General features: G+C 67.7%; 3 protein-coding genes. All 3 read right to left on the bottom strand.

Annotation, left to right across the window (positions count from 1 at the left end; translation table 11 throughout):
- Positions 1 to 50: 50 nt before the first annotated feature.
- The 3 genes from tnpC to tnpA all read right to left on the bottom strand — a co-directional run bounded on the left by tnpC (position 51) and on the right by tnpA (position 2,362).
- Positions 51 to 1,619 (bottom strand): IS66 family transposase, encoded by a 1,569-nt coding sequence (tnpC, locus tag WG922_RS21865; RefSeq protein ID WP_445322870.1) that lies wholly within the window; start codon positions 1,617 to 1,619, stop codon positions 51 to 53.
- Positions 1,620 to 1,682: 63 nt separating this feature from the next.
- On the bottom strand, positions 1,683 to 2,012 hold the full coding sequence (gene tnpB / locus WG922_RS21860) for an IS66 family insertion sequence element accessory protein TnpB (protein ID WP_340285158.1): 330 nt from the start codon (positions 2,010 to 2,012) through the stop codon (positions 1,683 to 1,685).
- Positions 2,009 to 2,362 (bottom strand): IS66-like element accessory protein TnpA, encoded by a 354-nt coding sequence (gene tnpA, locus WG922_RS21855; protein ID WP_340285157.1) that lies wholly within the window; start codon positions 2,360 to 2,362, stop codon positions 2,009 to 2,011. The genes tnpB and tnpA overlap by 4 nt, the downstream gene beginning before the upstream one ends.
- Positions 2,363 to 2,442 lie beyond the last annotated feature (80 nt).

The raw sequence follows: 2,442 nt of genomic DNA, 5'->3' as shown, positions 1-2,442 counted from the left end.
GTAAGCACGCGGCCATCCCATCTTGACGGCGGGAGCGACCAAGTCAGTGGTCAGGCGGTTTGAGCGGACCAGCGATGCGGCAGGAGTTCGCCAATACGTCTGGCCGGTTGCGTCGGCAGCCGCTCGAGCACGTCGCGCAGGTAGGCATGCGGATCGTGCCCATTGAGCCGCGCCGAGTGGATCAGGCTCATCACCGCAGCGGCGCGCTGGCCTGCGCGCAGGCTGCCCGCGAACAGCCAGTTGTTGCGGCCAACCGCAATAGGTCTGATCAGGTTCTCCACCCGGTTGTTGTCGGCGGGCAAGCGCGGGTCATCAAGGTAGCGCGTCAGCGCTGCCCAGCGTGTGAGGCTGTAGTCGGTCGCCCTGGCCGTCGCCGATCCGGGCGGCACCTTCTGCCGCTGCGCCGTGAGCCACGCGTGCAAGGCATCGGCGATGGGTTTGCCCTTGTTCTGGCGGATGCGCCGTCGCTCGTCTTCGGGCAGGTCGGCCACCTCGCGCTCCACTTCGTACAGGCGAGCGAACAGCGCCAGGGCCTGCTGCCCCACCACGCTCTTGTGGTTGGCCCACAGCTCATGGAACTTGCGCCGCGCGTGCGCCAGGCAGCCGGCCTCGGCCACGCCGCTGGCGAACAGCGCCTTGTAGCCCGAGTAGTCGTCACAGACCAAGGTGCCGCGCCAAGCGTTCTCACCCGGATGCCGCAGGAACTGCGCAGGGTAGCGACCCGCACGCCCCTCAGCGAAGTCGAACACCACCAGCTTGCCCGTGCTCCAGACGGTGCCGCAGTACGTCCACAGATACGCCCGGTGCGTCTTGCCTGCGCCCGGATCGAGCATGGCCACGGGTGTCTCGTCGGCCTGCAGAACGGGCTGCGCGAGCAGTTCGCTTCGCATGGCGTCCACCAGCGGCTGCAACTGCACCCCGCAGGCCCCGATCCACTGCCCCAGGGTGGAGCGCGGGAGCGCCAGGCCGGCTCGCCCGTAGATGCCTTCTTGCCTGTACAGCGGCAGGTGGTCCGCGTACTTGGCCACCAGCACCTGCGCGAGCAGGCCCGTGGTGGGGATGCCCTTGTCGATGACGTTCGGCGCCACCGGCGCCTGCACGATCGTCTCGCACTTCGCGCAGGCCCACTTGCCACGCACGTGGCGCTCCACCGTGAACACGCCCGGCACATAGTCCAGCTTCTCAGCGATATCCTCACCGATGCGCTTCATCTGGCAGCCGCAAGCGCAGGTGGTGTTCTCGGGCTCGTGGCGGATCTCGCGGCGCGGCAGGTTCGCCGGCAGCGGTGCGCGCTTGGGTTGGCGTCGCTCGGTCTCAGTGGATGCGGTCGGCGCCAGCGCCTCGATCTCGCGCGAGACGGCCTCCAGGTCCGCGTCCAGCGTTTCCTCCAGCAGGCTGCGCTGCTCGGCGCTGAAGCGCTCGGACTGCGCGGCGAACTTCAGGCGCTTGAGGACCGCGTTCTCGTGGGTGAGCTTGTCGATGGTGGCCTGCTTGAAGGCCATGTCCTGAGCCTGCCGCGTGATCAGCGCCTGCTGGTTCTGCACCTCGGCCTGCAGGCGCTCCAGCATCTCGCGCATTTGCGAGGCGTCCAGCGTGGCCAGGTCATGCATCGAAGGCATGGGGCGTGATCATGCCGCCACTGGCCCCGCTCGGGCATTGGCGCTTTGCCCGATTGAAGCCCGTCAGATCACGCGAATGATTCCCGCATCGCCCAATCTTTGCCAGGGCAACCCCAGCACCAACGCGTTGAGCTGCTCACCGCTCAGCCCCAGCTGGCTGCCGCCTTGCGGCCATACGAAACGTCCTGCGTTCAGCCGCCGCGCCGCCAGCCACACACCGATGCCGTCATGCACCAGCACCTTCAGGCGCGTGGCACGCCGATTGGCGAACAGGTAGGCGTGGTGGGGGCGCGCCTCCCCGAACACTGCGACCACCCGCGCGAGCGCAGTCTCGGTGCCGGCGCGCATGTCCAGCGGATCAACCGCGAGCCAGATCGCCTCGATGCGGATCACCGCAGCACTTCGCGAGTCCAGCGCGCCAGGTCGGCGGCGCCCTCCAGCGGCCAGCGCACCTTCAGCAGCGTGGCCCCGTGCTGCACTTCAACTTCAACCACGTGCCCAATGGAGTGGGCCATGGTCGCTGGCAATGCCAACGGCACGAACTGCTCCTGGACGCCACCATGGTGGGCCATGGGACCGCCGCGGGTGCGCTTGCGCCAGCTGTGAACGACGTTGGCATTGATGCCGTGCTCCATCGCCACGCGCGCCACAGAGGCGCCTGGCTGCTCGCACTGCGCGAGCACCGCTTCCTTCATCTCCCGGCTGTATCGCCGCCGGCGCACCACCTCTTTGCCTGATTCCATCGTCTCCAGCTATTTCGTAGATGGACGCGATCGTCTTTGCACGCAGGGGTGGATTCAAGATGGGATCGCCAGCCGCTTAC

It is taken from the genome of Ramlibacter sp. AN1015 (assembly GCF_037726105.1).
Lineage (GTDB): Bacteria > Pseudomonadota > Gammaproteobacteria > Burkholderiales > Burkholderiaceae_C > Ramlibacter.
The sequence above is the reverse complement of the archived record's forward strand: the minus strand, read 5'-3'. Positions and strand labels throughout refer to the sequence as shown.